Below are 24,197 nucleotides of genomic sequence, written 5' to 3'. Positions count from 1 at the left end.
TCAAGCATGCATCAGCCGAAGGGGGTGCGGCAATAATGCGCTTGACCCTCCAGCGCTGGATTGTCGGACAAGGCCGCAAAACCGGAAATCCGGAGGGATTGGAATGATACCGGAAATCGGGCAGTTCGCCCTGGCGCTTGCCCTGGCCGTGTCCTTGGTGCAAAGCGTATTTCCCTTGATTGGAGCAGCACGGAACAATGTCATGTGGATGCGATCGGCATCTGCGACCTCGGTCCTGCTGACAGCGCTGGTTGCTATCGCCTTCGCCGCTCTGATGTGGTCCTTCGTGGTCAGCGATTTCACTGTGCTAAATGTGGCCAGCAATTCTCATTCGCTGAAACCGATGCTTTTCAAGGTGGCTGCGACCTGGGGTAGCCACGAAGGGTCGCTGCTGTTGTGGATTCTGATATTGGTGATTTTCGGGCTGGGTGTGTCTCTGTTGGCTTGGAACATCCCACTGAAACTCAAGGCGCGCACTCTGGCAGTGCAGGCCTGGATCAGCGCGGGGTTCCTGTCATTCATGCTGTTCACCTCGAACCCGTTTGACCGGGTGTTTCCGGCACCGCTGGATGGTCAGGATTTAAATCCGCTGTTGCAGGATGTCGGCCTGGCTATGCACCCGCCGTTCCTATACCTGGGTTACGTCGGCTTCTCTATCGTATTTTCTTTCGCCGTGGCTGCCCTGATTGAGGGGCGGGTCGATCCGGCATGGGCGCGGTGGGTCCGACCCTGGACATTGGCGGCCTGGGTGTTTCTGACACTTGGTATCGTTCTGGGCAGCTGGTGGGCCTATTACGAACTGGGTTGGGGCGGCTGGTGGTTCTGGGATCCGGTCGAGAATGTCTCGTTTATGCCCTGGCTTGCTGGCACAGCGCTGTTCCATTCGGCCATTGTGACCGAAAAGCGCGGCAGCTTCAAAAGTTGGACGATCCTACTGGCCGTTTTGACCTTCTCGTTGTCCTTGTTGGGGACATTCATTGTCCGCTCAGGCTTGCTTACATCGGTCCATGCGTTTTCGGTCGATCCCGAACGCGGCATTTACATCTTGGCGCTGTTGGCTGTCGCGATCGGTGGTTCATTGACGCTGTTTGCCATACGCGCACCGGAGATGGAGGGCGGCGGTCTTTTTGCCCCGATCAGCCGCGAGGCCGGTTTGCTTATTAACAACCTGCTGCTGGCCACCGCAACGGCGACGGTTCTATTCGGTACGCTTTATCCGCTTTTGCTTGAGGCTGTGACAGGTGAAAAGATTTCGGTTGGACCACCTTATTACAACGCCAGTTTCGTGCCGATCATGCTGGTTTTAGTCGTTGTAATGGGGATTGGGCCGCTGTTGTCATGGAAGCGGGCGGATTTGCGCGGTGTTCTGTCCCGGCTCAAATGGGTGGCCGGGGTTAGCCTGCTCGTAGCGTTGCTTGTGTGGTATCTGGATACCGGCGGCCCAGCCTTGGCGGTAGTGTCGATCGGCCTTGCGGTTTGGTTGCTGGGCGCTGTGCTGACAGAGTGGGCCAGCCGAATTAAGCTGGGTGAGGCACCGTTGGCCGAGTCCCAGCGTCGGGCCCGCAGCCTACCGCGTTCTCATTACGGCATGGTCGTGGCCCATGCGGGGTTGGCTGTCTGTATGATCGGCTTTATCGGGTCCAGCGCTTGGAAATCCGAGGTCGTGACTTTTGCCGAGCCCGGAACACAGATTGAGATAGCAGGGTTCGACGTGCGTTTTGACGGTGTGGAACAGCTTCGCGGTCCGAACTATCTGTCTCGCGCGGCCACACTGACGGTATTTCGCGATGGCGCTTATGTCACCACGCTTCAACCCGAGCGCAGGGCCTATCTCGTGGCGGGTACCAGTACGACCGAGTCGGCAATTCGAACGACGTTGGCAGGGGACCTTTACGCCTCGATATCGGAACCGGCGGCGGAATCAGAACAGAGCAAATGGACCCTGCGTATCTTGTATGAGCCATTGGTGGTCTGGATCTGGATAGGTTCAGGATTGTTAGCATTTGGTGGTGTCTTGTCACTCTCCGATCGGCGTCTACGCGTCGGTGCACCACGAAAGCGGACTGGGCAGAGCTCCGTTCCGGTGGCGGCGGAGTAGGGCAATGAAACGTCTATTTGCACTGTTCCCAATTACGATTGCCGGCATCCTGGGTGCCTTCCTGCTATGGGGACTGAATCCCGATCGCGATCCAAACGAAATCCCGTCTGTATTGATCTCGCAGCCGGTGCCTGAGTTCGACTTGCCGCCGGTCGAAGGGCTGGATACCCACGGGCTGTCCAGTACCGATCTGGTGGAAAATGACGGGTCAGCTCCGATCGTGGTCAACGTGTTTGCGTCCTGGTGCGTGCCCTGCCGGGCCGAACATGCGGTGCTGACGCGTATGGTACGCGATGAGGGCATTCGCCTGATGGGCATTAACTACAAAGACAAGCCGCAGGACGCGCGGAAATGGCTCGACGATCTGGGCAACCCTTATGAGCGCATCGGTTCCGACCTGGACGGCCGAGCCGGGATCGAATGGGGGATTTCCGGCGTGCCGGAGACCTTTGTGATTGATGGCGCGGGCAAGGTCGTATTCCGTTTTGTCGGCCCGGTGCTGGGCGGCGAGGCAATTTCAAAGATGCGCACCGCGCTGGATCAGGCGCGGGCGGCCGGAGGAGAGGCGTCATGATACGTCGCATTGTAATTACCGCGGTCACTCTGGCGATGCTGGTGTCGCAGCCGGCATTCGCGGTTGAGCCCGACGAGATACTTGCAGATCCGGTATTGGAAGAGCGGGCCCGGGCGATTTCGAAACAGGTGCGATGCGTGGTGTGCCAGAACCAAGACATCGACAGTTCTAACGCTGGCGTGGCGCGCGACCTTCGTCTGCTTGTGCGCGAACGGCTGGTGGCAGGCGACACGGACCAGCAGGTTATGGACTTTCTGGTTGCGCGTTATGGCGACTATGTTCTGTTCAACCCGCCATGGAAGCCATCAACTTACATTCTGTGGGTTGCGCCTATCGTCATCCTGGGGCTGGGTGGTATCGCGACTGCAGCGGTATTGACCCAAAATGCGCGCCGATATCGGAAGTCGCGAAAACAAGAGACGGAACGCGGCGCGAGCGAAGAACGGAATCCCGAAAACCATTCACTCACGGAGCCGCACGCATGATCTGGATTATCTTTTCATTCATGGCCGTGGCGGTGTTTCTGACGCTCGCCCTCTCCGGCCTGGGGCGCAAGACCTCGGACTTGTCGAGACGCGAAAGCGCCTCTGCCATCTTTTCCGACCAGATCGGCGAAGTGGAGAAGGACCTGGAACGAGGAATTATCTCAGCCGAAGAGGCCAAGGCCGCCAGAGCCGAGATAGAACGTCGCCTGAAGGCGATTGACCGGCAATCGGACGACAAAGCGATAATGGGCCATTCCGGGCGTGCGCTGATTTTACTTGCCGCGCTGGTAGTTCCAGCGCTCGGAGCCGGTCTTTATTGGCAACTGGGTAGTCCCTACATCCCGAGCCAGCCATTTGCCCAACGCGAGGGGGAGCAGGCCGAAGCCCGTGAAATCGCCGACCTTGCCGTGCACCTGAAGTCGCGGCTTGAGGCGGATGAAACCGGCGGGCCAACCGAGGGATGGGTGTTGTTGGCTCAGACCTATATGCGGATGGGACGCTTTGGAGATGCCGCAGACGCGTTCGAGGGGTTGCTGGACCGACCCAATGCGAATTCAGCGCTGGTGTCGCAATATGGCGAGGCGTTGGTCTATGCCGATGACGGTGTCGTTACGCCCAAGGCCGATCGGGCGTTTGAACGAGCCTTGGAACTGGACCCATCGAACCCAGCAGCGACATTCTACAAAGCCGTTGGTCTGGAGCAGGCTGGATCGCCTGATAAGGCCTATGACCTACTGAAGACGCGGATGGACGCCGAAGAGGAGTTCCGGCCATGGATGGAGAGTTTTGTGGCCCAGCTTAACCGCATCGCCCCGTCGATCGGACGGGCTCCGGTGAATCTGGCGGCTTTTGCCCCTTCCATGCCCGGCCCAACTGCCGATCAGGTGGCGGCGGCCGAGGAGATGTCAGACGAAGACCGGCAGGCCTTCATCCGCTCGATGGTAGAACGGCTTGCGAGCCGGATGCAGGAAAACCCAGGCGATCTGGACGGCTGGATGCGGCTGGGCAACGCCTATTCGGTGCTGGGCGAGACCGACGGCGCCCGGAACGCCTATGGCAGGGCAAGGGATCTGGCGGATGACCTGCCGCAGGGGGATCCGCGCAAGGTGGCAATCGACCGGGCATTGCTGGAACTGGGGGGTTGATTCCCGCAGCCCGGCGTGGATCGGGCCGGCGCCGACTTCGCGCTGATGCCCAGTGAGCCATCTGGAAAATTCCGGTTTAGGCTATCGCATGCCGATCTTTAGGAGGTTGAGACCATGAAAGTTGAAACGTTTTCTGATCTAATTGTCTGGACGCGGGAAATGCATCATTGGCTCGCCGAATGTTTGGCCCACTGTTCGACACAGTCAGAGCAGGAGTTGGCCAGGATGTTGCTTACCTACTTCGCCGATCATGAGGCTGCTCTGGAGAAAATCGTCGATGGTTTCGTGAAACGAGCCGATCCCAAAGCGCTCAACACCTGGGTATATGACTATTTGGGCAATGAGCCGATCGACCCACATCGCGCCTGCGACAGGCCGTTCGCACAGATGAGCGTCGATGAGATCTGCGAAGCGGTCTTCGATCTTCACAATCAGGTGATCGACTTATATCGGTATTTGCACGGGCGTGCCGAGATACCCGATGCACGCGAACTCCTTCAGGCGCTACTGGATATGGAAGAGCACGAGACCATGCGTTTAGCGCAGCAGAGCAACCGCGTCCGGGATATGTGAACTCCGGGGTCAGGATCCGCTTTCCACGGCTCCGCCCGCAATCGGCGCGGCCTGTTCCATCGCGTCGAGAATGGCGTTCGTGGTCAATATCTCTGGCAGGGCGATGCCTTCGGGGGCCGACGGGCCGTAGACGATGTTGAAGGGGATCCCGAACCGTCCATTGTCGTCAAGGAAACGGGCGATCACATCGTCGGGGCGGGTCCAGTCGGCCTGCATCGGAATTGCTTTGTCCGATTGCAGTGTTGCCAGAACCTCGCCGCGTTCCAGCACCAGCGCTTTGTTGGCCTTGCAGGTCAGACACCAGTCGGCTGTGACATCGACGAAAACCACCTCGCCGCGCGACACAAGGCGGGCGATTTCGGAGCGGCTGAAGGTAATCCATGGAATCTCTCCGGCTGCCTCAAGCAGCCTGGACCGGTCTTTGCCGGCAATCGCAACCGGTGCGGCAAACGCTGCGGTCAGCGTCAGCAACAGGGCTGTCCAGCGCAAAACGGGTGGCATCGTCGTACTTTTCCAGATCAATAGGACCAGAACAGTTGCAGCCAGCACGGTAGCAGTTGCAGCAGTGTCTCCGGCCACCCCGATCATCACCCAGACCAACCAGCCGATCGTGGTTAGCAGTGCCGCCGACAGGGCCCATTTTAATCCCACCATCCAACGCCCCGGTTTAGGCAGAGCGGTGGTGAGTTTCGGGTGCACTGCAACCAGCAAGTAAGGAATGGCCAGCCCGACCCCCATTGCGGTGAAGATCGCCACGATATCCACCGGTCGGCCGGTCAAGGCAAAGGCCACCGCCGTGCCGAGGAAGGGGGCCGAGCAGGGCGTCGCCAGAACTGCTGAAAAAGTTCCGGTCAGGAAATCCCCGACCAGCGACACGCGGCCCTTTTCGACATGGGCCAGCCGGGTGTTCAGCGACTGCGGCAGCGTGATCTCGAACAGGCCCGCGAGGCTGGCTGCAAAAACCGCCAGCACCACGATCATCACCGCAAGGAAAAGCGGATTCTGGAACTGGATGCCCCAGCCGACGGAATAGCCCAGCGACCGCGCCGCAATGGTGATAGCCGCCAACAGCCACATGAATGTCAGGATTCCGGCTGCCGAAGCCAGGAACCCGGCGCGAATCTGAGCCGCAGAGCGGTCGCGAGCCTTTACCGCCGAGGAAAGCTTGATCGAAAGCACTGGCAGTACGCAGGGCATGACATTCAGAATCAACCCGCCACCCACCGCCAGCAAAATGATCCAGACCAGCGCGCTGGCTGAAGTTTCGGCGGCCGCGATCTCATATGGTGGCGGGGTAGGGGGAGAGTCGGTACGGGGCGAAAACTCGGCCACGCGGTTGGTGTCGGTAACCGTGACGGACAAGGAGGGGGGGTCCTGTGCCAGAGCGAGGACCGGGAACTGCACCCATAGCTGACGCCTGTCGCCAGCGAGCCGGATGTCGGGTGCACCAAACGCGGTATCACGTCCCATGTCGGGAAAGACATCAGGCGCATCAAAGGGCAGGTCGCTGGTGAAATTCAGCGTCAGCATCTCGGACACGGTATCCAGGGTCGCGGCATCGGACTTCATTCCGCTTGTGTTTCCCGTGGTTGGCACCCGCGACAGAAAGGCATTTATAAGCCGGGCCGAGTCCTGATCCCGACCCGTTCCCTGAGTCAGCGACAAGTCCAGCGAAAACTCGACCGGCACACAGATATCGGAACAGATCAGCGTTGTCACAGCGGCCTTCAAGTCAACTGGCGCTCCGGGGTTCTCGAGTGTGACGGTCAGCGGAAAGACCACTTCGTCCTTGTACCCGAAATTCTCGATCCCGAAGGCGCGAAAACGGATCGGCGCGGGCCAGTGAAACTGTACGTCGCTGACGTTTTGCGAGCCGTTCCAAGTGATCTTGGGCGGAATTCCCACCTCACCAGGCGACTTCCAGTAGGTTTTCCAATCTTCGCCCAGTTTCAGATGCAGTCCTGCAGTGATCGTCTTGACGTCAGGCGCGATCCCGTCCTGCGCGGTAATTATGTGTGCGACCAGGGGCTCTGATTCATACGCTTGGGATGTAGCTGCAAGGCTTGTCCCGGCGGAAGTCTGGCCAAAGATTAACCCCAAGATCATAATACATAAATTTAGGAGTGTTCTTGCCATTGCGCGTTGCCATCGGTTGTTTTGCACCCGTCTCTGCCAGATTCCAGCGCTGGAGGGTCAACGAGCCGGAATGTCACATCCCCACGATCAGCTCACGAAACCTTCGCGCCCGTCTTCGCAGATGAAATAGGCCCCGCCATTCGCGCCCTCCCACTGAACCCGGCAACCTTGGGGCAGTGCGTATTCAGGCTGCGGCGGTTGCAACGGGCATAGTTTAGGGCGTGGTGCGCAGGCCGCCAGCGAAAGAGCGGCCAGCGACACGGCGATCGACCTTGAGTACCGAAACTTCATGATTGAAGATTATTGCCGGGGTACCGTGTTCGGCCCCACGGGGACGTCGGTTGCCTTCGGCCGATCCGATTCCGAGTTGGTCGAATGGCAGGATTTTCCCATCGCCTTGTGCAACAAGAAATGTGCTCCAACGCACAGGATCAACGGTGCGAACAGACTCAAAGAGTCAGAAAGCCCGCCAACCATTCCGCCGGCGATAAAGTAGAGAGCGATCGGCGTCACCATGACAATGCAACAAGACATCATGCCCCATTTCATGATCTTGCCACCGGTAACCGGTGTTGCCGCTTGCGGCGCGTCTGCGGTCTGCTTTTCTTTCACGTTCAGCTCCAAAATTGGGATTGGAGACCTCTGGTAGCGCCTTCCCGCGATGGAAGGTCAAGCTGATTTGGCGCGAAGCGAATTTGAAGCAGACAAACCAGTTCTGCAATTCCCAGGGCGTTACTCGGTACATAGACGCGGTCCGAACCTGGAAGATTTCAGGGGATATAACATAGCAGGCATTGTCGTCCCGAGGCTTGGTGAAGGTTCAGGTTAAACACGAAGCTGCCTAAGTCACTTTATGCCTTGAAAACTCGCGGGTGGATCGTAGCGGTATCGAACGAACAATTGAATGGACAAATCTTCCCCCGTCGCGGATTGTCTAATCCCCTGGATACTAACTCCAGGCCCTAACCAGGCAACAGGAGGGCTATAAATGCTGACCAGACGACATTTTGTTGCAGCCTCGCTCGCCATTTTCTCTCAGCCGGTTCTTGGAGTGACGTCGGCGGCTGCCTCGCAATGGTCGGAGTGGGATGCGCAAGTAACGCCAGCCAATTTTGATCCCGCAACATCCAATCCCTGGGGGTTACACCCACGTTTCCTGCCTCAGCGTGTGCAAACCAATCGACCACTTATTCCGGGTGACATTCATGTCGACGCGGTGGCACGATATCTGTATTTCATCGAAGACGGTGGCACAGCAATGCGTTACGGCGTAGCCATTGCCCGAGGCAATCTTTACGAGCCCGGTGTCTACACAATCAAGCGAAAGGCCAAATGGCCGCGTTGGACTCCTACAGCCGAAATGATTGAACGCGACCCTGATGAATATGCGCAATTCGCAGATGGTGTGCCCGGTGGGCCGACAAACCCATTGGGATCAAGGGCGTTTTATCTGTTCGAAGGTGGTCGCGACACATACCTGCGAATTCACGGAACGCCTTATCCAAGATCTATCGGAGGTCGCGCAAGTTCTGGCTGCGTAAGGATGGCGATGCCACATATCATCGGGCTTTATGATCGTGTCAGGCCAGGGTCCACGGCTCATCTCTACCCTCCCGAGCGCCTTCTGACCGCGACCAGCTGATAGGCGCTTGTCAGGCGCGCGTACAGATTGGGCGCCCTTCAATAGTCCTGAGTGGCAGGTAGGTTGTTTCAACCGGCCCCACGTAGCGATACCAATAGCAACCGTCCTCGGGCATGATTTTAACGGCGTTCAGGTCCTGGCCCGGAGCAGCGATCTGGGCAACGGCGTCAGGAACTCGGGAAAGCGTTCCGGGCTCGCTTTCTGCAGATATCGACGTTGTTTCGGTGCAGGCGCCGACGAGCATAAGTGCGGCCAGTGCTTGGAAAGCTTTCTTGAAGCACATGGTGTTTAGTCCACTGTGTTTGTCATTTGTAGTACCTGATACCCTCGCATCGACGGGTGATCACATCAATTCACCAAGAACTAAGCAATTGTTAGCGTTGCTTTTTTGTGCTCGGTTGATTCAAGAAAGTCAGGTTTTGCTTAAAGCAGCCTGGAATTACGTCCAAGAAAAACTGCTTTTCCACAATGACTTGATGATTTGGGTCCGCCTTCCAAGGAAATATTCCTGCGCCGACGGCAACAACAATTCAGACGAGGCATCCCATATGAAATGTCATTTGCGTGTTGACCTTCCAGCGCAGGAACCGGGCATACGAGCTATTTGAGTCGGAAAAAAAGAATAAACTTTGGGATGGCAGGCATGAAACGGAGCAAAGAAAGAAAGGTTGTTACGCGACGTGAAGTGATTGCCGCGTTAGCTGCGACGACGCTTTTTCCAGCACCTGCCGTTTGGGCCCAATCAACGGCAACTGAGGGGACGCGCCGCAATGTTTCCTCATTCCGCGTTGCTAAATGGCAGGACCACTTTGATACCTTAAAAAACGGGGTAATCCTGTCCGATACACAGTCCAAGGTCATGCAATATTGGTCAGAAGACGAAAGCGTTTACCGGATGTATCCGACCAGTGTACCGCTCACGGAAGACCTTACAAGGCTGGGTTACACCACGGTTATTCGCAAGGTCGAAGGGCCATCTTGGCGACCAACGCCGGCAATGAAAGAGCGCAATCCAGCATGGCCTGACTATGTAGGCCCGGGTCCTGAGAATCCTCTGGGGACACATGCGCTCTATTTGAGCTGGCAATACTACCGCATCCACGGCACCAACGACACGCGCAAGATCGGGAGAAGATCCTCCAACGGCTGCATTGGCTTGTACAACGAGCAGATTGCGGAATTGTTCGAACTGGCCACTGTGGGCACTCAGGTAAAACTGATCTGACCTTGGTCAGGCCGATTTATTTTGCGCGCGTTGAACCTAAGAACTGACAATCATGTGAAGAACAGAGATGGATAAACTTACACTCTTGATCGGCGGAGTAGTGATCGCAGGCGCCGCCGCGTTCGTCTACAACTTAAATCAGCAACCAACAGGTCACTCGATGACGCCGCCCGATACGTCAGCACTGGAGCCAGGAGACCCAATCGAAAACGTCAATCTGCCGGAACAGCTAACCGAATTTGCGGCCGTCGGCAAAGTGGCATTCGACGCCAAATGCTCGGCGTGCCATGGCGCGAATGCAACGGGTCTGGAAGGCCTTGCACCACCTTTGGTGCATAAAATCTATGAACCAAGCCACCATTCCGACGAGTCATTTTATGTGGCAGTCCAGAATGGAGTTCGGGCACACCATTGGAAGTTCGGCAATATGCCGCCGGTCGATGGCTTGACCCGTGCGGATGTGAAAGGCATCGTGGCGTATATCAGAGAGCTGCAGCAGGAAAACGGGATTTTCTGAAGGTGACGAGCCGAATGAGCAGTGCAATTCGTTACATCATACTGTCAATGGTGCTGACCATTGGCGGGCTGCTTGTGACGGCCGATTCTGCTCATGCACATGGCAGTGGTTCACAGCACGTGATTGACCAAACGGACTCAGCGGACGTTGAGCATGTCAAGCAGGGTCATCCCGGACATTGTCATGGCGGAACGATTTGCAACGCTGTTGGTCTATTTTCGATGGGTCCACCACCGCCTGGCCCCCAAGATACTGAACAAAGATACTCGATCCCTCGAGCCCAATACCGGGTTCTCGGTATCGCGGCGTTTGACCCACCGCCGCCGCGTGTCCTGATCTGACCAGTCGAATTGCGCTCAACTTGGGCGCGTCGAAGCAGACGACAAGGACAAAACAATGAACATTCTAAAATTGACCACAGGCGTTGCCCTGGTTTCTCTGTTCGCAGCCGCCGCCCTGGCGCATGGTGGCGCAACCGGCATCGTCAAAGAACGCATGGATGGTATGTCCGCGATGAAGGACAGCATGAAGATCCTTACGCCGATGATGCAGGGGAAAACGCCCTACAATGCGCAAACGGTACGAAGCGAGGCCAAGAAAATCGGGCGTCACGCTGGCGAGAGCATGACAAAGCTGTTTCCAGAGGGATCTGATGGCAAACCCTCGGAGGCCAAATCGGAGATCTGGCAGGATTGGGGTTCATTTGCAGAGTTAGCCAGGCAGTTGGAAACCTACTCTGAAGGCCTTGTGCTTGCGGCGGACAACGGGTTGATGATGTCCGGGTCGGGCCATGGTTCGGGCATGATGGGCGGCGCATCCATGATGGGTGCCGGAATGATGGGCGGCAGTCCAAACCAGGCACAACTTTCTGAAATGCCGGCAGATGGTGTGTTCATGATGCTGAGCCAGACATGCTCGGCATGTCACACGCAGTTTCGGTCGGAATAGGAATGCGTCATGAGACCGATATTCCGATTGGGCCTTGCTGCCGCCGTAACGGCGTCAGCGGGACTTGTTGCCGTGATGGCTTGGCCAATTGGCCAGCCCTTACAAGCTCTCGACATTCAGGGTGACGTTAACCGCGGGGCTTATCTGGCAAGGGCAAGTGGCTGTATCGCTTGCCACACAGATTTTGCCAAAGGGGGCGCGCCCTTGGCCGGTGGGGTGGAGTTGGATACCCCGTTCGGCACGCTCTTTTCACCGAACCTGACCACAGATCCCGATCACGGGATCGGTGACTGGACAATCGAGGAGTTTGCTCGCGCTGTGCGTCAAGGCGTGTCACCCGGCGGACAACCCTACTACCCGGCCTTTCCTTATCCGTTCTATGCCAATTTCACGGATCAGGATATCGCCGATCTCTGGGCCGCCTGGCAAACGGTTGCACCGGTAGCGGAACCGTCAAAAGAGCAGGAAATGGCGTTCCCCTTCAATCAGAGATGGGGCCTGAAGCTGTGGCGCGCGGCTTTTCTGGAACCACCCCGTACTGATCCCGTGCCGGGCAATGACGAAGTGTGGAACCGGGGTCGGCTACTGGTCGAAGGTGCTACGCATTGTGCGGCCTGCCACACCGGGAGGAACCTGGCTGGCGCAAGAAATTCGGACACGGAACACTTCAAAGGAAGTGACTCCCTGCCGGGCGGTGACAAGGCACCGGCCATCGACTTTGAGACCCTGCAAAAGCGTGGTTGGACGGTAGATGATTTGGCCTACGCGTTGCGCACCGGCGTCATGCCTGATGGCGATGTCTTCGGCGGCGCCATGGGAGAGGTCGTAAACTATGGCACCAGCTTTCTGACAGACGAAGACCGGAAGGCAATGGCGACCTATCTGCTGGATGTGCACGACGGGGGATAATCGAGTGAGAGATCAAATTTTCTTTGGAGGGAAGTCCTCATGAAGCTCAATCGCAGGCAATTCGTTGCAGGCACGTCGGCACTAATCGCAGTGCCGACTATCGGGAGGGCGGCTACCGCCCCCCGAATAATCGAGGCGCGTTCAGGATTGGCACGTGTTGCCCCCGACAGCTATCCTGAAACCGAGATATGGGGATATGATGGCGGTGTTCCGGGCCCCGAAATTCGTGCCAGGCAGGGCGAAACGGTTCGCCGGACACTCCTGAACTCACTGCCTCAGCCTACGGCAATCCATTGGCACGGATTGCGGGTTCCGAACAATATGGACGGGGTGCCGGGCCTTACGCAGGAGGCTGTACCAACCGGCGGCGAATTTCAGTATGACTTGCCTCTGAAGGACGCGGGGACCTTCTGGTATCACTCTCACAACCAGTCAACGGAACAAGTGGCCAGGGGCCTTTACGGCGCGTTCATCGTCGACGAAACGGACCCGCCGGACACGGACCATGACATCACGATCCTTCTGGATGATTGGCGGTTGGGTAAGGACGCTCAAATAGTAGATGATTTTGGTGCAATGCATGATTGGACCCATGCAGGTCGCATGGGTAACTACGTTCACGCACGTATATCGCCCATGACCGAAGTTTTGACGAACCAGCGTTTGCGAATTCGAATGGTCAACGTGGCAACTGATCGGATCATGTATGTCTCAGTAGGTGGCGCAAACGGGAAACTGGTCGCTTATGATGGCATGCCTGTAAGGCAGCCAGAGGATTTTGAAACCCTTGTTTTCGGGCCTGCACAGCGAGCAGACTTAATTGTTGATGTCACAGCGGAATCGAACGAATCCGTTCAAATAACTCTTCACGAACGCGATGAATCGTTTGTCATCGCTGAGATTCCGGTTTCGGGAAGCGGCACATCTGCTAACCGCGGTGTGATCGCAGCCCTGCCACCCAACCCTGCTTCTTTTCTCGAAGATGTTTCTGACGCTTTGACAGTTCCATTGGTGATGGAAGGCGGGGCGATGGGCGGACTGCGTCAAGGCACTTTTAACGGCCGGGTCATGAGCACCAATGAATTGGTCCAGGAAGGGCAGATCTGGACATTCAACGGTGTCGCCGGGTTACCTGAAAACCCACTTGCTGCCGTTTCGCGTGGCGACATAGTCCGGATTCAGATGCAGAACGACACCGTCTTTCCGCACGCTATGCACTTGCACGGGACGCACTTTCAGGAAGTTCTGCCGAACGGCAGCCTGGGGCCGCTGCGGGACACAATCCTGGTTGACCGGATAGAAACGCGGGAGATTGCGTTCGTTGCGGATAACCCGGGGGACTGGCTGTTTCATTGCCACATGCTGTCGCATCAGGCCGCTGGTATGAAGACCTGGCTGAGCGTGGCGTGATGAACAAGAGCGCGGCGAAATGGGTGTCACTGGCTGCTGTGGTGATCATTGTCGCGGTCGCTGGCTGGGGCCTGGGTGGGCGTGCGCAGAACAGTTCATCGGCGGATTCGGCACGTGGTGCAGTTTTGTACGCCGAAAACTGCGCGTCATGCCACGGGGCAGATTTGGAGGGTCAGCCGGATTGGCAAACACCTGATCCGGATGGCGTCTTGCGGGCGCCCCCGCATGACCGAACCGGGCACACCTGGCATCACGGCGACAAGCTGTTGTTCGACTATACAAAGTTTGGCGGGGACCAAACTTTGAAACAGATGGGTGTCGCTGACGTCAAAAGCGGCATGCCAGGCTTCGGGGACACTCTGTCGGATCAGGATATCTGGGACATCCTCGCCTTCATCAAGGAGAGTTGGCCGGATCGGGAACGCAAGCTGCAAGAGCAACGCACCGAAGCAGAACAAACGGAAGGAAACTGATGTGAAACGAATACTTGCAGGCTTAGTCGCTATCGCCATGTCGATTGGCATTCCTATGGCACGCGCCGACGAGCTGTCTGACTCCGATGTAAAACGGCTGGCTCTCGAAGCCATTTTGGAAAACCCTGAGATCATCATGCAGGCGATTCAACTGCTTCAACAGCGCGAGGATCAGGCAAAAGCCGAAGCAATTGGAAGCGTCTTGGAAAATCAGCGTGAATTGCTGGAACAGGATCCGAATGCGCCTGTCATCGGAAACCCGGAAGGCGATGTAACCGTGGTCGAGTTTTTTGACTACAACTGCCCATATTGCAAACGCGCTGCCCCGGTCGTGAAAAACGTAATCGCAGGCGATTCCGATGTACGAGTTGTCTATCGAGAATGGCCCATACTCGGAGAAGGTTCCGACTTCGCGGCACGCGCCGCGCTTGCCTCACGTAATCAGGGAAAATATGAAGAATTTCATTGGGCGCTTATGGCTCTGAACGGTCGTGCCACTGAGGCCAGTGTACTGAAAGTTGTCCGTGAACTCGGCCTGGACGAGGATCAATTGCGCGCAGATATGGAGGCGCCGGAAGTCGACGCACATATTCAGGTGTCCATGGAATTGGCCCGACAGCTTGGCTTCAGTGGCACCCCCTCGTTTGTGATTGGAGATGCTCTTGCCCCGGGGCTGATCGCCGAAGATGAAATGACCCGGCTAATCGAGGCAGTCAGAGACGCAAGATAAAACCAAGGCGGCGACAGAATGCGCCCCTAAGTGTCTCATGCGACCGTGGCTTCGTATCCCTCGGACTTCAGAGCAGCAAGGATTTGATCAAGTGGATTGGCGCTTAAGACACGTACCCTGCGGTTTTCCATGTCAAAGTCCAACTGTGCGGAGGAATCCACCGTGGCAACGGCTTTTTCGATTGCTGACTTGCAGTGCCCGCAGCTCATATCCGGGATATTTAGGGTCGTCATGGATGTTTGCTCCTGTTTTCCGTTGTCCCGGCTAAAGTATTCCAGCACAGGAAGGTCAAGTCGTGAAAATTGGATCGCCAAAATTAGTGGAAAAGAAAGTCAACCCCATCACTTGACCTTCCACTTGCTGGAACCCTTATGTTGCCCGTCAGCAGAACATTTGTGGTGACAATATGACTGAAATTTCACATGCACGGTTTCAAGTTCAGGGTATGAGCTGCGCTTCTTGCGTAGGGCGCGTCGAGCGCGCGTTGAAAGATGTGCCAGGGGTAGATGCCGCTTCGGTTAATCTCGCCAGCGAAAGCGTTCAGGTCGATTTCCGCGATCCAGCCGATAAAGCGGCCATTGCTGATGCGTTAAACAGCGCCGGATATCCGGCACGGACGGAAGAGGTAACGCTGGATATTCAGAACATGTCCTGCGCATCGTGCGTGGGGCGCGTTGAGCGGGCATTGCAAGCAGATGATGGCGTCTTGTCCGCGTCGGTCAATCTGGCCACCGAAAGTGCAACTGTACGTTATGCTGAGGGAGTCACAACACCCGAAGCCATCGCGGCGCTTGCGGCATCTGCTGGCTATCCGGCGAGCCTGCGATCCGCGACGCAGACCGAACCACAAGACCGCAAAGCCAAAGAGATTCGCCAATTGGCCCGGCGAACAAGCTTTGCCGCCTTGCTCGCTTTGCCGGTCTTTATCCTTGAAATGGGCTCGCATGTTATTCCGGGCATGCACCACCTGATAGCGAGCACGATCGGCATCCAGAACAGCTATTACCTGCAATTCCTTCTGACCACGATCGTTCTTTTTGGGCCAGGTTTGCAGTTCTACACCAAGGGCTTCCCTTCCTTGTTCAAAGGCGCGCCGGACATGAACTCTCTGGTGTCCCTGGGCACTTCGGCGGCCTATGGGTTCTCGCTTGTTTCCACCTTTGCGCCGGGTGTTCTTCCCGCCGGCACCGCAAACGTCTACTACGAGGCCGCAGCGGTGATCGTGGTTCTCATATTGCTGGGGCGGTTCCTCGAGGCGCGCGCCAAGGGGCGAACTGGTGAAGCGATCCGAAAATTGGTCGGTCTGCAGGCAAAAACAGCGCGAGTTGAGCGCGACGGATCGGTTGTCGAGCTACCGATCGAGCAGATCGTTGTAGGGGATATTGTGCACGTTCGACCGGGCGAAAAAATCGCGGTGGATGGTGCCGTAGTGACCGGCGCGTCATATGTCGATGAAAGCATGATCACCGGCGAGCCGGTTCCTGCCGAAAAGACCGAGGGCGCAACTGTGGTCGGCGGAACAGTCAATGGCGCGGGCGCATTGACGTACCGGGCTGAAAAGGTCGGCGCAGACACTATGTTGGCCCAGATCATTCAAATGGTCGAACAAGCCCAGGGGGCCAAGCTTCCGATTCAAGGCCTGGTCGATCGCATCACGCTGTGGTTCGTGCCGGTAGTGATCGCTGTGGCCGTTGTGACTGTGCTGGTTTGGATGTTGTTCGGACCCGATCCCGCGCTCAGCCTGGCGTTGGTAGCCGGGGTTGCGGTACTGATCATTGCTTGCCCCTGCGCCATGGGGTTGGCCACACCCACCTCAATCATGGTCGGCACCGGCCGTGCGGCCGAGATGGGTGTCCTTTTCCGAAAGGGCGACGCCTTGCAAATGCTGCAGGAAACCACTGTTGTTGCGGTAGACAAGACAGGGACCTTGACCGAAGGGCGCCCGGAGCTGACCGACCTTATTGTGGCCGAAGGATTGGCCGAGGATGAGGTTCTGCGCCTTGTTGCTGCCGTTGAGGTCACATCCGAACATCCGATCGCCACGGCCATCGTGCGCGCGGCTGAAACCCGTGGTCTGGAGCTTTCGAAGCCAGAAGACTTCACGTCGATCACCGGTTACGGGGTAAGCGCCTCGGTCGAAGGCCATACAATCTTGATCGGGGCCGACCGCCTGATGAGTCGCGAAGGGGTTGAAATGGGCGCGTTGTCTGATCGGGGCGCTGAACTCGCAATCAACGGAAAGACTCCACTTTATGCCTCCGTAGACGGAGTTATCGCAGCCGTCATCGCCGTGGCGGACCCAATCAAGACCACAACGCCAGACGCAATTGAAGCTTTGCACGGACTGGGGCTGAAAGTAGCGATGATTACCGGCGACAATACCGCTACAGCCAAATCCATCGCGGCGCAGCTTGGCATCGATCATGTCGTGGCCGAGGTTCTGCCCGAAGGTAAAGTATCCGCGTTGCAAGATCTGCGCTCAAATGGCGGAAAACTGGCCTTTGTGGGTGATGGCATCAATGATGCCCCCGCTCTGGCGGCGGCTGACGTAGGAATTGCGATCGGGACAGGCACTGACATCGCCATCGAGGCGGCCGACGTCGTTCTGATGTCAGGCGACCTGACAGGCGTGGTCAACGCCTTCGATATTAGTCAGCGCACCATGCGTAACATCCGACAAAACCTGTTCTGGGCTTTCAGCTACAACACGCTGCTCATACCGGTTGCAGCGGGGGTGCTCTATCCGTTTGGCGGCCCGTTGCTGTCGCCGGTTCTGGCTGCAGGTGCCATGGCGCTGTCCAGTGTATTTGTCCTGACCAACGCGCTGCGGTTGCGCTGGGTTAAGCCGATCAAAGTTGGGCGAGAACAGATCTCGCAGAATGAAGAGCAGGCGCTGCGATCAGCGCCTGCTGAATAGAAAAGGAGAACCGCTGTGAATATCGGAGATGTAGCAGAACGTTCGGGTCTGCCTGCCAAAACCATCCGCTATTACGAGGATATCGGATTCATCAAACCCAGGCGCAGTCTGAACGGGTATCGACATTTCGACGAAAAGGAACTGCACAAACTGGCCTTCATCGGGCGGGCCCGTTCCTTGGGCTTTACCATTGAGGATTGCCGTTCACTACTGGCGTTGTACGAGGACAAAGAACGCGCAAGCGCGGACGTGAAGGATATCGCCAAACAGAACCTAAAAGAGATAGATGCCAAGATCGCGGACCTGAAGGCCATGCATGCTACACTGTCTCATCTGATCGACGAATGTGCTGGCGACCACCGCCCTGACTGCCCGATCCTGAAGAACCTCGGCCAAACTTAGATGCGCTCATCGTATGAACTGCCTCCGATTTTGGCAGTTTGTTACGTGTATTCGCGGGAATCAGCTTCATTTCGATGCAGCGCACCAACTCACCTGTTTTTTTCTCCGACTGGCTTGAACACACGTTACGTTCGTCCTAACTGCACGGGATGGAGTGGAAGTTCTTCTCAGTGTTGCGAATGACGTTTCTGACATGCGTCTGCTTGGCGATGACCTTCGTCGGCACTGTTGTGGTCGCGAGCAGTGACGTCAAAAACAGTAGCACCTCTGAGCCTCACGGCGTTTCAATGGCTGCAAAGTCATCAGACTTCAAACACGACCATAGCGGTTTGCATCCGACGACTGGCCAAATCCACACTGATAGCCACGTAAATCACAGCGGAGAATGTCATTCCGGCATCTGCTGCGTTGGTGAATATCCTACCCAAGTGAGTGTTGCTGTGTTGGCTACAGCTTTCGGGCAGCAAAACCGAAACATGGATTCGGAAACCCATCTGTCTCAGGGACCTCTGACTCCCGATCGTCCTCCTCAAATCTCCTGACATCCTCAGGCCCGCAAGCGCGGGCATTCATGTTGTTTCGGTTCCAGCATTCAATGCGACCGTCGGGAGATTATTATGCGTGGAAGATATGCGGCACTATCAGTACTTGCCTTGGCGTTTGGCCTGGGTGGAGGTGTCATTCTTGAAAGACTGTACCTGAATCCAATTGATCAGGGCCAGTCGAACGAACCAGAGGTCCTTTATTGGGTAGCACCGATGGATCCGAATTTTCGGCAGCCTGGACCTGGAAAATCGCCGATGGGTATGGATTTGATCCCGGTTTATTCTGGGCAGGAACCTACCGGCGACCCTGAAGAAGTCACCCTAAGCGCTGCGGAAATCAACGCAATTGGTGTGCGGACTGCGGTTGCACGCATGACTGATATCGAACCTCGCATCGAGACGGTGGGTTTCGTCGGCTTTGACGAACACCTGACCAATCACGTTCATACGCGTGTTGAAGGTTGGATTGAGCAACTGAAAGTTCGCGCGGTCGGTGATCGGGTTGAGAAGGGGCAAGTTTTATTTGAACTCTTTTCACCATTGATCGCAGCTGCGACCGGCGATCTTGTACGCGCAGTTGAAGCCGGTGACCCGCGGATTTTGGACGCGGCGCGCAATAAGTTGATCAGCCACGGTATGTCCGCACGTCAGGTTGCAGAGATCGAGGCGGGCGGTGAGTTGGTTCGAAATGTGCAAATTGAGGCGCCTCAAAACGGTGTTGTCATAGCGCTGAATGCCGCTGATGGAATGTACCTGCAGCCAGGCACGCTTGCGTTTTCGGTCACCGATCTTTCTGAAGTATGGTTGATCGTCGATGTTTTCGAACGAGATATTGCACGTTTGTCGGAGGACATGCGCGCAATAGCAAGGTTCGAGCACCTACCCGGTCGCACCTTCGAAGGCGAAATCGACTATGTTTACCCTGAGCTTGATCCGCAAACCCGAACTCTTCCCGTCAGACTGAGTTTCGATAACACCGACGGCGTTCTTCGGCCGGGCATGTTTGGCAGCGTTAGCCTTATACCGGATGAAAGCCGGAATGTTCTCACTGTTCCATCAGAGGCGCTAATTCGTACTGGTTCGGCGGAACGCGTCATCTTGAAAACAGGCGATGGTACTTTTCGCCCGAGACTGGTGACCACAGGTCTTCGAGACAGTTTCGGCGAGGGGGGTCGAACAGAAGTTCTGCAAGGGCTTGAACCCGGTGAGGAAGTTGTCGCATCCGCACAGTTTCTAATCGACAGTGAAAGTGCTTTGAGCGCCGGTTTCACCCGAATGGCACCAACGGATACCGAACCAGCACGCGGGGCAGGCACCCTGGTTTCACTCGATGCCGAAAATCGTATGGCAACTGTTCGTCACGATGTTCTCGAAAGCCTCGATTGGCCCGCAATGACTTCGCAGTTTCCGGTTAGGTCTGGTGTTTCGCTCGACCGTTTGAATGCTGGCGACGCGGTTGCTTTCGTGATCGCGCGGGGTGCGGATGGGCTTCTGAGCCTGATGGAGCTTGCGCCGGACGACGGTATTGCCGGAACTGGAGCTGGTGTTGCGCGCGCCGTCACTTCCGATGGCAAATTGACGCTTGAGCACGGACCAATCCCCGAGCTCGGTTGGCCGGCCATGACAATGGATTTGTCGGTTGTCGGAGTAGATCTCACTACCGTGCCTATCGGCATGCCAATTGAGTTTGATCTGGCTGAGGGAGAAGGGGGGATGTTCTCGATTGTGGCAATTCGCGAAGAGGGCTCCACGCCAACGGATTCTGTTGAACCTGAAGAAACCAAGACGCCTTCTGCTCCACCGATTGTGGTCACCGGCACGATCAACCTCGTTAATGCTGAGGCGGGAACTGCAAGCATCACTCACGGGCCGATGACTGAGATTGGTATGCCGGGGATGACCATGGATTTCCCATTAGAGCCGTCATTGGACCCTAACATGCTCGAAGTCGGTTCTGAAATGACTCTGACTTTCGCGCGTGCAGATGGCATGACAATGGTATTGGCCGAGGCAACGCCTATTGCGCCGCCGCTTCAGGTTTCTGGCCGGATTAACAGTATCGACGCAAACGCGCGGACCGCGAATGTAACACACGGTCCGATGACTGAGATCGGCATGCCGGGCATGACCATGGATTTCCCGGTTGCGGAGGGGATTGAGGTTTCTAACTTGCCTGTAGGGATTGATGTTTCTTTGATCCTTCGCCGCAATCCCGACTTTTCGATGACGCTGTTAGAGGTCGCGCTTGATGGGAGTGTTACGCAGTGATCACGGCCATCATTCGTTCTTCTCTTGCCAACAGGTTCGTCATCTTGGCCCTCGCATTCATGATAGGAGTTGCGGGTATTTGGGCCATTCGTGAGACGCCGGTTGATGCAATCCCGGATCTTTCGGATGTCCAGGTAATTGTTCGCACGCCATATCCCGGGCAAGCACCTCAAGTTGTCGAAAACCAAATCACATATCCACTTGCGACAGCCCTATTGGCCGTACCCGGTGCAAAAGACGTTCGCGGGTTCTCGTTCTTTGGAGACAGCTTTGTATATGTCGTCTTTGAGGACGGGACGGACCTCTACTGGGCTCGGTCGCGTGTGCTCGAATATTTGGGCCAGATTACCGGCAGCTTGCCTGAAGGCGTGTCACCACAACTTGGCCCAGATGCGACTGGGGTCGGGTGGATTTATCAGTATGCGCTGGTTGACAGAACCGGAAATCATGATCTGGCTCAGCTCAGGACTCTGCAGGATTGGTTTCTGAAATACGAATTACAAGCCGTGGAAGGCGTCTCAGAAGTCGCCACCATCGGCGGAATGGTCAAACAGTACCAGGTCGTCGTCGACCCAAACAAACTACGTGCCTATGACATAACACTTGCACAATTGAGGACGGCTATTCAGGCGGCCAACCGCGAGACGGGCGGCAGCGTCATTGAGATGGGTGAAGCCGAATTCATGGTCAGGTCATCGGGCTACATCGATGAATTGTCAGACCTTGCAAGCGCGCCATTGATGGTCAACGAGCGCGGCGCCGCTCTGACGCTTGGAGACGTCGCTGAAATCCGCCTGGGGCCTGAAATGCGCCGTGGTGTCGGGGAGCTCGACGGGCAAGGAGACGCGGTTGGCGGAGTGGTCATCCTGCGATGGGGTGGGAACGCATTAGCGACGATCAAAGCGGTGGAAGCGCGCATAGAAGAGTTGCGTTCAAACCTGCCGGAAGGGGTCGAAATCATAACGACCTACGACCGATCTGGTGTGATTGAGCGCGCTATCGATAACCTCCAGAAGAAATTGACGCAGGAATTCATCGTCGTTGTTCTTGTGTGCGCGGCTTTTCTACTTCATCTGCGGTCATCCCTCGTAATTCTTCTGTCGCTCCCTCTGGGAATCTTTGCCGCATTTATTCTGATGAAGGCGCAAGGAGTAAACGCAAACATCATGTCGCTCGGCGGCATAGCCATCGCTATTGGTGCGATGGTCGACGCATCGATTGTGATGATCGAGGCGATGCACAGGCGGTTGGAAAAAGAAAAGCTCACAGCAGAGAACAGATGGCGGATTGTGCAAGAGTGCGCGTCTGAGGTGGGACCAGCACTTTTTTATTCTCTGGCGATCATCACGGTTAGTTTTCTGCCTGTCTTCGTTCTGGAAAATCAGGAAGGTAGGCTCTTCTCGCCACTCGCTTATACCAAAACCTACGCCATGGCTGCAGCCGCCATCCTTTCGATAACGCTGGTTCCGGTCTTGATGGGTTACTTTGTAAGGGGGCGTATTCTACCGGAGCGAAAAAATCCGCTAAATCGCTTGGTCGTGTTCGTGTACCGCCCATTTCTGGACGCGGCAATTGCCTGGCCATGGGCAACAACACTGTTGGCCGGCGTTCTGGTGACGTCCATGTGGTACCCGTACCAGAGAATTGGCTCTGAATTCATGCCCGAGTTGAACGAAGGTGATTTTCTCTACATGCCGAGCTTCTACCCCGGGATCTCGACGGGAAAAGCCCGTGAGGTACTGCAGCAGACCAACCGTCTGATCGCGACCGTGCCTGAAGTCGAAACTGTTCACGGTAAAGTTGGGCGTGCGGAGACTGCAACCGATCCAGCACCTCTAACGATGGTGGAGACCACTATCCAACTCAAGCCGAAAAAAGAATGGCGACCCGGCATGACAATGGAGAAAATCCGGAATGAGCTCGATCGAATTGTTCAGGTTCCGGGCGTCACAAATGTTTGGATCCAACCTATCAAGAACCGCATCGATATGCTTGCAACCGGTATCCGTACACCTGTCGGTGTCAAAATATCCGGCACCGACTTGGAGGTCATTACAGATATAGGGATCGAAGTAGAACGTGCGGTCGCTGATATTGAAGGGACGGCTTCCGCCTACGCAGAGCGACCTGTTGGCGGGCGTTTCATCGAAATCGACGTCAAGCGTGATGCCGCCTCCCGATACATGATGAGTGTTCGAGAAGTTCAGGACGTAGTGCAGACCGCAATTGGCGGTATGCAAGTGTCGGAATCTGTGGAGGGGCTGGAGAGGTTTCCTATAAACCTTCGGTACCCTCAGGCATGGCGAGACAGCCCGGAACGGCTCGAAAATCTTCCTGTCGTCACGCCGTCGGGTGCTCATGTGCCACTGTCCGCTCTCGCCGATATTCGAATAGTTGACGGGCCGGGAATGATACGATCAGAGAACGCTCGACGAACTGGGTTCGTGTTCATCGACATCGCAGGGCGCGACCTGGGCGGCTATGTGGCCGAAGCACAAGAGGTGGTTGCAGAAAAGGTCAACCTGCCTCCGGGTTATTCGCTGACCTGGTCGGGGCAGTATGAGTACATTGAGAGAATGCAGGACAGGCTGACGATCGTTGCTCCTGCAACCCTGCTAATCATCACGCTCATGCTTTTCTTGGCGTTCAATCGGGTGATTGAGGTCGGGATAATTCTTGCGGCGCTTCCGGTCGCATTGGCAGGTGGGGTTTGGTTCTTATGGTATCTTAACTTCGATATCTCAATTGCTGTGCTCGTGGGCTTCATCGCGCTGGCGGGAGTTGCCGTGGAAACAGCGATTGTCATGTTGCTGTACCTCAATCTTGCTTGGGAGAAACGTCGTGGGCTGGCGCAATCGGAACAGCGAAAGCTGACACGTGACGATATCGAAGACGCGGTGTTCGAAGGCGCCGTTCTTCGGGTTCGGCCGAAGGTAATGACTGTAGCCACGATCTTTGCAGCACTGATACCCATCATGTACGGCACCGGTACAGGCTCTGAAATCATGCAGCGGATCGCTGCGCCGATGATTGGGGGCATGGTGACAGCGACCCTTCTTACGCTTTTCGTCATTCCCGCAATATTCGTGATTTGGAAACGGCTCGCGCTCAATCGCGTGAACCGAGAGATCTCCCACACGATCCAGGAAGTGCCCCCTGCGCTTCCGGCAGAATGATACCCACAACCTTGAAACAGGAGC

General features: G+C 56.4%; 22 protein-coding genes. 19 read left to right on the top strand and 3 right to left on the bottom strand.

Annotated elements, in window-relative coordinates:
- Window positions 1-103 precede the first annotated feature (103 nt).
- From ACR0BZ_RS10030 to ACR0BZ_RS10010, 5 genes are all read left to right on the top strand, one after another.
- Complete coding sequence (locus ACR0BZ_RS10030; RefSeq protein ID WP_170634736.1) at window positions 104-2,098, top strand: heme lyase CcmF/NrfE family subunit; 1,995 nt, start codon at window positions 104-106, stop codon at window positions 2,096-2,098.
- A 4-nt stretch (window positions 2,099-2,102) separates the two neighbouring features.
- Window positions 2,103-2,672 carry a DsbE family thiol:disulfide interchange protein gene (locus ACR0BZ_RS10025; RefSeq protein WP_170634734.1) on the top strand — a complete coding sequence of 190 codons (570 nt, stop codon included), beginning with the start codon at window positions 2,103-2,105 and terminating at the stop codon, window positions 2,670-2,672.
- The gene (locus ACR0BZ_RS10020) at window positions 2,669-3,157 is read left to right on the top strand and encodes a cytochrome c-type biogenesis protein (protein WP_170417876.1); all 489 of its coding nucleotides are present in this window, start codon (window positions 2,669-2,671) and stop codon (window positions 3,155-3,157) included. The genes ACR0BZ_RS10025 and ACR0BZ_RS10020 overlap by 4 nt, the downstream gene beginning before the upstream one ends.
- On the top strand, window positions 3,154-4,302 hold the full coding sequence (ccmI, locus tag ACR0BZ_RS10015) for a c-type cytochrome biogenesis protein CcmI (protein ID WP_170634732.1): 1,149 nt from the start codon (window positions 3,154-3,156) through the stop codon (window positions 4,300-4,302). The genes ACR0BZ_RS10020 and ccmI overlap by 4 nt, the downstream gene beginning before the upstream one ends.
- A gap of 114 nt (window positions 4,303-4,416) precedes the next feature.
- The gene (locus tag ACR0BZ_RS10010) at window positions 4,417-4,875 is read left to right on the top strand and encodes an ATPase (RefSeq protein ID WP_170634730.1); all 459 of its coding nucleotides are present in this window, start codon (window positions 4,417-4,419) and stop codon (window positions 4,873-4,875) included.
- Between the two features lie 9 nt (window positions 4,876-4,884).
- Here the strand turns inward: ACR0BZ_RS10010 and ACR0BZ_RS10005 are convergent, their stop codons facing one another.
- Window positions 4,885-6,981, bottom strand: a complete 2,097-nt coding sequence (locus ACR0BZ_RS10005) for a protein-disulfide reductase DsbD family protein (RefSeq protein WP_170634728.1) — start codon at window positions 6,979-6,981, stop codon at window positions 4,885-4,887.
- A 330-nt stretch (window positions 6,982-7,311) separates the two neighbouring features.
- On the bottom strand, window positions 7,312-7,635 hold the full coding sequence (locus ACR0BZ_RS10000; RefSeq protein ID WP_480920126.1) for a DUF2933 domain-containing protein: 324 nt from the start codon (window positions 7,633-7,635) through the stop codon (window positions 7,312-7,314).
- 364 nt (window positions 7,636-7,999) lie between these two features.
- On the opposite strand from ACR0BZ_RS10000, the gene ACR0BZ_RS09995 reads away from it, so the two are divergent.
- From ACR0BZ_RS09995 to ACR0BZ_RS09950, 10 genes are all read left to right on the top strand, one after another.
- Window positions 8,000-8,653, top strand: a complete 654-nt coding sequence (locus ACR0BZ_RS09995; RefSeq protein ID WP_170634726.1) for a L,D-transpeptidase — start codon at window positions 8,000-8,002, stop codon at window positions 8,651-8,653.
- Window positions 8,654-8,766: 113 nt separating this feature from the next.
- Window positions 8,767-9,261, top strand: a complete 495-nt coding sequence (locus tag ACR0BZ_RS09990) for a hypothetical protein (RefSeq protein WP_480860635.1) — start codon at window positions 8,767-8,769, stop codon at window positions 9,259-9,261.
- 26 nt (window positions 9,262-9,287) lie between these two features.
- Window positions 9,288-9,878, top strand: coding sequence for a L,D-transpeptidase (locus ACR0BZ_RS09985; protein WP_170634724.1), 591 nt, complete (start codon window positions 9,288-9,290; stop codon window positions 9,876-9,878).
- A 67-nt stretch (window positions 9,879-9,945) separates the two neighbouring features.
- On the top strand, window positions 9,946-10,395 hold the full coding sequence (locus tag ACR0BZ_RS09980) for a c-type cytochrome (RefSeq protein WP_170634722.1): 450 nt from the start codon (window positions 9,946-9,948) through the stop codon (window positions 10,393-10,395).
- A 153-nt stretch (window positions 10,396-10,548) separates the two neighbouring features.
- The gene (locus ACR0BZ_RS09975) at window positions 10,549-10,731 is read left to right on the top strand and encodes a hypothetical protein (RefSeq protein ID WP_152460779.1); all 183 of its coding nucleotides are present in this window, start codon (window positions 10,549-10,551) and stop codon (window positions 10,729-10,731) included.
- A 60-nt stretch (window positions 10,732-10,791) separates the two neighbouring features.
- Window positions 10,792-11,343 carry a c-type cytochrome gene (locus tag ACR0BZ_RS09970; protein WP_170634721.1) on the top strand — a complete coding sequence of 184 codons (552 nt, stop codon included), beginning with the start codon at window positions 10,792-10,794 and terminating at the stop codon, window positions 11,341-11,343.
- Between the two features lie 9 nt (window positions 11,344-11,352).
- Window positions 11,353-12,252 carry a c-type cytochrome gene (locus ACR0BZ_RS09965; protein WP_050605716.1) on the top strand — a complete coding sequence of 300 codons (900 nt, stop codon included), beginning with the start codon at window positions 11,353-11,355 and terminating at the stop codon, window positions 12,250-12,252.
- Between the two features lie 39 nt (window positions 12,253-12,291).
- Window positions 12,292-13,662, top strand: coding sequence for a multicopper oxidase family protein (locus tag ACR0BZ_RS09960; RefSeq protein ID WP_170634718.1), 1,371 nt, complete (start codon window positions 12,292-12,294; stop codon window positions 13,660-13,662).
- Window positions 13,662-14,135, top strand: coding sequence for a c-type cytochrome (locus ACR0BZ_RS09955; protein ID WP_170634716.1), 474 nt, complete (start codon window positions 13,662-13,664; stop codon window positions 14,133-14,135). Before ACR0BZ_RS09960 ends, ACR0BZ_RS09955 begins: the two co-directional genes overlap by 1 nt.
- Window position 14,136: 1 nt before the next feature.
- Entirely contained in the window at window positions 14,137-14,865 is a 729-nt protein-coding gene (locus tag ACR0BZ_RS09950; protein ID WP_475190680.1) for a DsbA family protein, read from the top strand.
- 35 nt (window positions 14,866-14,900) lie between these two features.
- On the opposite strand, the gene ACR0BZ_RS09945 is transcribed toward ACR0BZ_RS09950, so the two are convergent.
- Window positions 14,901-15,098 carry a heavy-metal-associated domain-containing protein gene (locus ACR0BZ_RS09945; protein ID WP_170634714.1) on the bottom strand — a complete coding sequence of 66 codons (198 nt, stop codon included), beginning with the start codon at window positions 15,096-15,098 and terminating at the stop codon, window positions 14,901-14,903.
- 173 nt (window positions 15,099-15,271) lie between these two features.
- Between ACR0BZ_RS09945 and ACR0BZ_RS09940 the strand changes: the two genes are divergently transcribed.
- The 4 genes from ACR0BZ_RS09940 to ACR0BZ_RS09925 all read left to right on the top strand — a co-directional run bounded on the left by ACR0BZ_RS09940 (window position 15,272) and on the right by ACR0BZ_RS09925 (window position 24,173).
- The gene (locus ACR0BZ_RS09940; RefSeq protein WP_170634712.1) at window positions 15,272-17,782 is read left to right on the top strand and encodes a heavy metal translocating P-type ATPase; all 2,511 of its coding nucleotides are present in this window, start codon (window positions 15,272-15,274) and stop codon (window positions 17,780-17,782) included.
- Between the two features lie 15 nt (window positions 17,783-17,797).
- Window positions 17,798-18,184, top strand: coding sequence for a Cu(I)-responsive transcriptional regulator (cueR, locus tag ACR0BZ_RS09935; RefSeq protein WP_152460772.1), 387 nt, complete (start codon window positions 17,798-17,800; stop codon window positions 18,182-18,184).
- Between the two features lie 617 nt (window positions 18,185-18,801).
- A complete protein-coding gene (locus ACR0BZ_RS09930; RefSeq protein ID WP_170634709.1) occupies window positions 18,802-20,997 on the top strand; it encodes an efflux RND transporter periplasmic adaptor subunit in 2,196 nt (731 codons plus the stop codon).
- Window positions 20,994-24,173: an efflux RND transporter permease subunit gene (locus tag ACR0BZ_RS09925; RefSeq protein WP_209251487.1), complete on the top strand. Its 3,180-nt coding sequence runs from the start codon at window positions 20,994-20,996 to the stop codon at window positions 24,171-24,173. The genes ACR0BZ_RS09930 and ACR0BZ_RS09925 overlap by 4 nt, the downstream gene beginning before the upstream one ends.
- Window positions 24,174-24,197: the final 24 nt, after the last annotated feature.

The organism is Ruegeria sp. P8, assembly GCF_056534665.1.
Note: the sequence above shows the minus strand (reverse complement) of the source record. Positions and strands in the feature narration are given on the sequence as shown.

What these genes read in the sequence shown, in the direction of transcription:
- ACR0BZ_RS09960 (WP_170634718.1), top strand. Translation starts at nt 12,292, where the DNA reads ATGAAGCTCAATCGCAGGCAATTCGTTGCAGGCACGTCGGCACTAATC.
- ACR0BZ_RS09955 (WP_170634716.1), top strand. Translation starts at nt 13,662, where the DNA reads ATGAACAAGAGCGCGGCGAAATGGGTGTCACTGGCTGCTGTGGTGATC.
- ACR0BZ_RS09975 (WP_152460779.1), top strand. Translation starts at nt 10,549, where the DNA reads ATGTCAAGCAGGGTCATCCCGGACATTGTCATGGCGGAACGATTTGCA.
- ACR0BZ_RS10030 (WP_170634736.1), top strand. Translation starts at nt 104, where the DNA reads ATGATACCGGAAATCGGGCAGTTCGCCCTGGCGCTTGCCCTGGCCGTG.
- ACR0BZ_RS09970 (WP_170634721.1), top strand. Translation starts at nt 10,792, where the DNA reads ATGAACATTCTAAAATTGACCACAGGCGTTGCCCTGGTTTCTCTGTTC.
- ACR0BZ_RS10020 (WP_170417876.1), top strand. Translation starts at nt 2,669, where the DNA reads ATGATACGTCGCATTGTAATTACCGCGGTCACTCTGGCGATGCTGGTG.
- ACR0BZ_RS09980 (WP_170634722.1), top strand. Translation starts at nt 9,946, where the DNA reads ATGGATAAACTTACACTCTTGATCGGCGGAGTAGTGATCGCAGGCGCC.
- ACR0BZ_RS09985 (WP_170634724.1), top strand. Translation starts at nt 9,288, where the DNA reads ATGGCAGGCATGAAACGGAGCAAAGAAAGAAAGGTTGTTACGCGACGT.
- ACR0BZ_RS09990 (WP_480860635.1), top strand. Translation starts at nt 8,767, where the DNA reads ATGATTTTAACGGCGTTCAGGTCCTGGCCCGGAGCAGCGATCTGGGCA.
- ccmI (WP_170634732.1), top strand. Translation starts at nt 3,154, where the DNA reads ATGATCTGGATTATCTTTTCATTCATGGCCGTGGCGGTGTTTCTGACG.
- ACR0BZ_RS09945 (WP_170634714.1), bottom strand. Translation starts at nt 15,098, where the DNA reads ATGACGACCCTAAATATCCCGGATATGAGCTGCGGGCACTGCAAGTCA.
- ACR0BZ_RS09930 (WP_170634709.1), top strand. Translation starts at nt 18,802, where the DNA reads ATGCGTGGAAGATATGCGGCACTATCAGTACTTGCCTTGGCGTTTGGC.
- ACR0BZ_RS09965 (WP_050605716.1), top strand. Translation starts at nt 11,353, where the DNA reads ATGAGACCGATATTCCGATTGGGCCTTGCTGCCGCCGTAACGGCGTCA.
- ACR0BZ_RS10005 (WP_170634728.1), bottom strand. Translation starts at nt 6,981, where the DNA reads ATGATCTTGGGGTTAATCTTTGGCCAGACTTCCGCCGGGACAAGCCTT.
- ACR0BZ_RS10025 (WP_170634734.1), top strand. Translation starts at nt 2,103, where the DNA reads ATGAAACGTCTATTTGCACTGTTCCCAATTACGATTGCCGGCATCCTG.
- ACR0BZ_RS10010 (WP_170634730.1), top strand. Translation starts at nt 4,417, where the DNA reads ATGAAAGTTGAAACGTTTTCTGATCTAATTGTCTGGACGCGGGAAATG.
- ACR0BZ_RS09995 (WP_170634726.1), top strand. Translation starts at nt 8,000, where the DNA reads ATGCTGACCAGACGACATTTTGTTGCAGCCTCGCTCGCCATTTTCTCT.
- ACR0BZ_RS09940 (WP_170634712.1), top strand. Translation starts at nt 15,272, where the DNA reads ATGACTGAAATTTCACATGCACGGTTTCAAGTTCAGGGTATGAGCTGC.